Here is a 3,117-nt window from a genome sequence, read left to right on the forward strand (position 1 = left end):
GGCAAAACAATCGCAGCAACAAAACCAAAATGCATACTCCGGTGCAGGTTATCAGGGCGGCGGTTTTAGCGGTGCTGATTTTGGTGGCGAAGGATTTAGCGGTGGCGGAGATTTCTCTGATTTCTTTGAATCTTTGTTTGGCAATGCGGGAGCACAGTCAAAACGCGGAAGCCGTAAATTCAAAGGGCAGGATTACCAGGCAGAGATTAGCATATCGCTTCGCGATGCCTACAACACACACAAGCAAACGCTGGCAGTAAACGGCAAAAACCTAAGGATAACCATTCCGGCGGGGATAGCGAATGGGCAAGTAATTAAATTAGCTGGTCAGGGTGCACCTGGTGCAAATGGTGGCCCTAACGGGGATTTGTACATCACATTTAATATTGGCGACGATCTGCACTTTAAAAGACTTAACAACGATTTGTATACCACCACAGAAATAGACCTTTATACTGCCGTTCTGGGAGGCGATGTAACGGTTACTACATTTGACAGTAAAGTAAAGCTTAAAGTGGCCCCTGGAACGCAAGGCGGAACTAAGGTGCGACTAAAAGGGAAAGGTTTTCCGGTATATAAAAAAGATGGAGAGTTTGGAAACCTCTTTGTAACGTATACAGTTAAGATACCAACCGAGCTTACAGAGAAACAGAAAGAGCTTTTTAATGAACTAAAAAACCTGGGGTAAGGCATTTAAATTAAATTAATCATGGAAACAGAATTAATAACAATAACAGAATATTGCTTTAAGTATGATATTGAACCGGAGTTTATTATATCCCTTGAAGACTCAGGAATCATTTCATTAATGAGGGTTGAATCAGAAAAGTACATACATATCAGACAATTTGGTGAACTGGATAAGTACATCCATCTGCATTACGATTTGCAAATCAATATCGAGGGAATAGATGCGATTAGACATTTGCTAGAAAAAGTAGATGCTATGCAACAGGAAATTCAGGAGCTTAAAAACCGGTTGCATGTACACCAGTAAGGAGGTTCATCATCCTCCTGGTAAAACACCCGTCATACTCTTATTAAAGCTATCTTCATCCTGAAATAAATTCAGGATGACGAGCATTTTGAAGTCCCTAATTCTCAAACACCACCGTTTTATTCTTATAAACAAACACCCTATCACTCAACACCAGCCTCATGGCCTTTGCCAGAACCGCGGTTTCAATCTCTTTTCCTGACCTTACCATATCCTTAGCAGTAAACGAATGATTTACCGGAATAATCTGCTGGGCAATTATTGGCCCTTCATCCAAATCATTTGTTACAAAATGAGCTGTAGCACCAATCAGCTTCACTCCTCTTTCAAAAGCTTGCTTATACGGATTTGCCCCGGCAAAAGCAGGTAAAAAAGAATGGTGTATGTTAATTATCCTATCGGCAAAACTAGCCACAAAACGCGGCGATAGAATTCGCATAAACTTAGCCAGAATCACATAATCAGGACTATACGCATTTATCTGATCAATCATTTCCTCCTCCGGATCATTCACCCCATCAGCATAAGAAATCAAAGAAAAAGGAACATCAAAGCGCTCGCAAATCTTTTTCAGTATATCATGATTGCCAATAACCCCAACCACAGTGGCTCCCAAAGTACCAAAGTTATTGCGTACCAAAATATCGGCAAGGCAATGATATTCTTTAGTGACCATTACCACAATCCTTTTCTCGGCAACAGGATTAACATGAATAAGTGCGCCGGCAGGTAAAATCTTGCACATAGCTTCTGTAAGTAAATCCTCATCAGAATGCCCATCAACCTCCAAACGCATAAAAAACATACTTTCGGCCTTATCAACATGTTCCCTCATAGAAACAATATTTAGTTTTGCTGCAGATAATATCTGCGAAATATCGGCAACCAGCCCTATCTGATCTTTACACTGTATTATTATTATCATCGATTGTTAAAATAGGAAAGCAAGATAATAATATTTCTTACAAGCGTGAACCTACTCTGCCGATCTAAAGTATTTTGAGTCTGCAAGGTATTTCAATATAGAATCAGGGTCTTTATCCTTTACCTCGTTAACGGTAAACTCCTGCAAATGCCCCAGCTCCAGTAAAGAACCGCAGCCAGTTTTAATAAACAAGTCCTTTAATTGCTCATTCTTTTCGATATGATAAGAATTAAAGGTCGAAAGTTTATCTATCTCGAGGTATATTTTATCCGCTTTCTGCAGCCCTGCAAGCTTTTCCAGCTTGATCCCTTCGGGAGTCCCGTTATTGGTTAAAAATAAAAAAGTATGGATAACCAGCCTGTCGCCATGTAGTTCAACCTGCAGGTATCCTGCCTTTTTATCAGAAAGATAAAACTCAATCAGGCTCCTATCGTAATCCTTATGATGCTTAATTTCCGGATTCATAAAGGTCATAAACACAATAGAATGCATAATACCGGGTGTAATATTTATCCTCTCCTGCAACCTTTTCAGGGCATGCGTTTGTATATAAACATCAAGCGGCACATCTAGCCCGGCAACCCTAAAGCCAAGTGCCGATGGTTTAACTTTAGCAAAAATCCAATTCAGTTCCTCATCAACCCAGCCCAAACGAATCATCGAATGGTTCTCTCCGTTAATAAGCATCGATGTTTTATTTGTCTTAAACTCGTACAAATAAATATCATTGTAGTTGCTGGTGATCTCAAAACAGGCCGTTTCACCATAATCAGCCTTAATGATGCTCTTGTTTAAATCACTTAAAAACACAATAATATCCTGCACCAGGGTGCCCATCATTTCCTGAATACTTAAATAAGCCTCGGTATCCGGAAAATAATCTTTAAACTCTTCTTTAAGGAGCGCTGCATGAGGAAAATAGTTAGCAGGAACCACATGCAGGAAATGAATAAGCAGCAATCCTTCAGAAAGAAGCATACTAAACAACACCCGCTCACCATTGTTTAAATTAATATATTGATCTTCCAGAAAAGCACTGAGCAGCTTATTAGCCTTTATAACTGTCGATTTAGAAACATCAGAGTCCGGACTTGCCTTTATTTTTAATGCCGGATACCTGGTGGCATACATATGCGCAAGAATTCGCTCGGGGAATTTCTCAAAATATCCCGGTCCAACAAGCGCATTGCAAAGT

General features: G+C 40.0%; 4 protein-coding genes. 2 read left to right on the forward strand and 2 right to left on the reverse strand.

The window, feature by feature from the left end:
- Both AC1DG9_RS25585 and AC1DG9_RS25590 read left to right on the forward strand, forming a co-directional pair.
- Positions 1–688: J domain-containing protein (locus tag AC1DG9_RS25585; RefSeq protein WP_477635517.1), on the forward strand; the 688-nt coding region annotated here is incomplete at its 5' end.
- 21 nt (positions 689–709) lie between these two features.
- The gene (locus AC1DG9_RS25590) at positions 710–997 is read left to right on the forward strand and encodes a chaperone modulator CbpM (protein ID WP_337718216.1); all 288 of its coding nucleotides are present in this window, start codon (positions 710–712) and stop codon (positions 995–997) included.
- A 97-nt stretch (positions 998–1,094) separates the two neighbouring features.
- Here the strand turns inward: AC1DG9_RS25590 and purU are convergent, their stop codons facing one another.
- Both purU and AC1DG9_RS25600 read right to left on the reverse strand, forming a co-directional pair.
- Positions 1,095–1,922 (reverse strand): formyltetrahydrofolate deformylase, encoded by an 828-nt coding sequence (purU, locus tag AC1DG9_RS25595; protein ID WP_337718213.1) that lies wholly within the window; start codon positions 1,920–1,922, stop codon positions 1,095–1,097.
- 51 nt (positions 1,923–1,973) lie between these two features.
- On the reverse strand, positions 1,974–3,117 hold a 1,144-nt coding region (locus AC1DG9_RS25600), incomplete at its 5' end, for a hypothetical protein (protein ID WP_477635518.1).

The organism is Pedobacter sp. 05L430, assembly GCF_056397585.1.

Bases quoted from the DNA above. Each gene is read 5' to 3' on its own strand.
- AC1DG9_RS25590 (WP_337718216.1), top strand. From the start codon at position 710: ATGGAAACAGAATTAATAACAATAACAGAATATTGCTTTAAGTATGAT.
- purU (WP_337718213.1), bottom strand. From the start codon at position 1,922: ATGATAATAATAATACAGTGTAAAGATCAGATAGGGCTGGTTGCCGAT.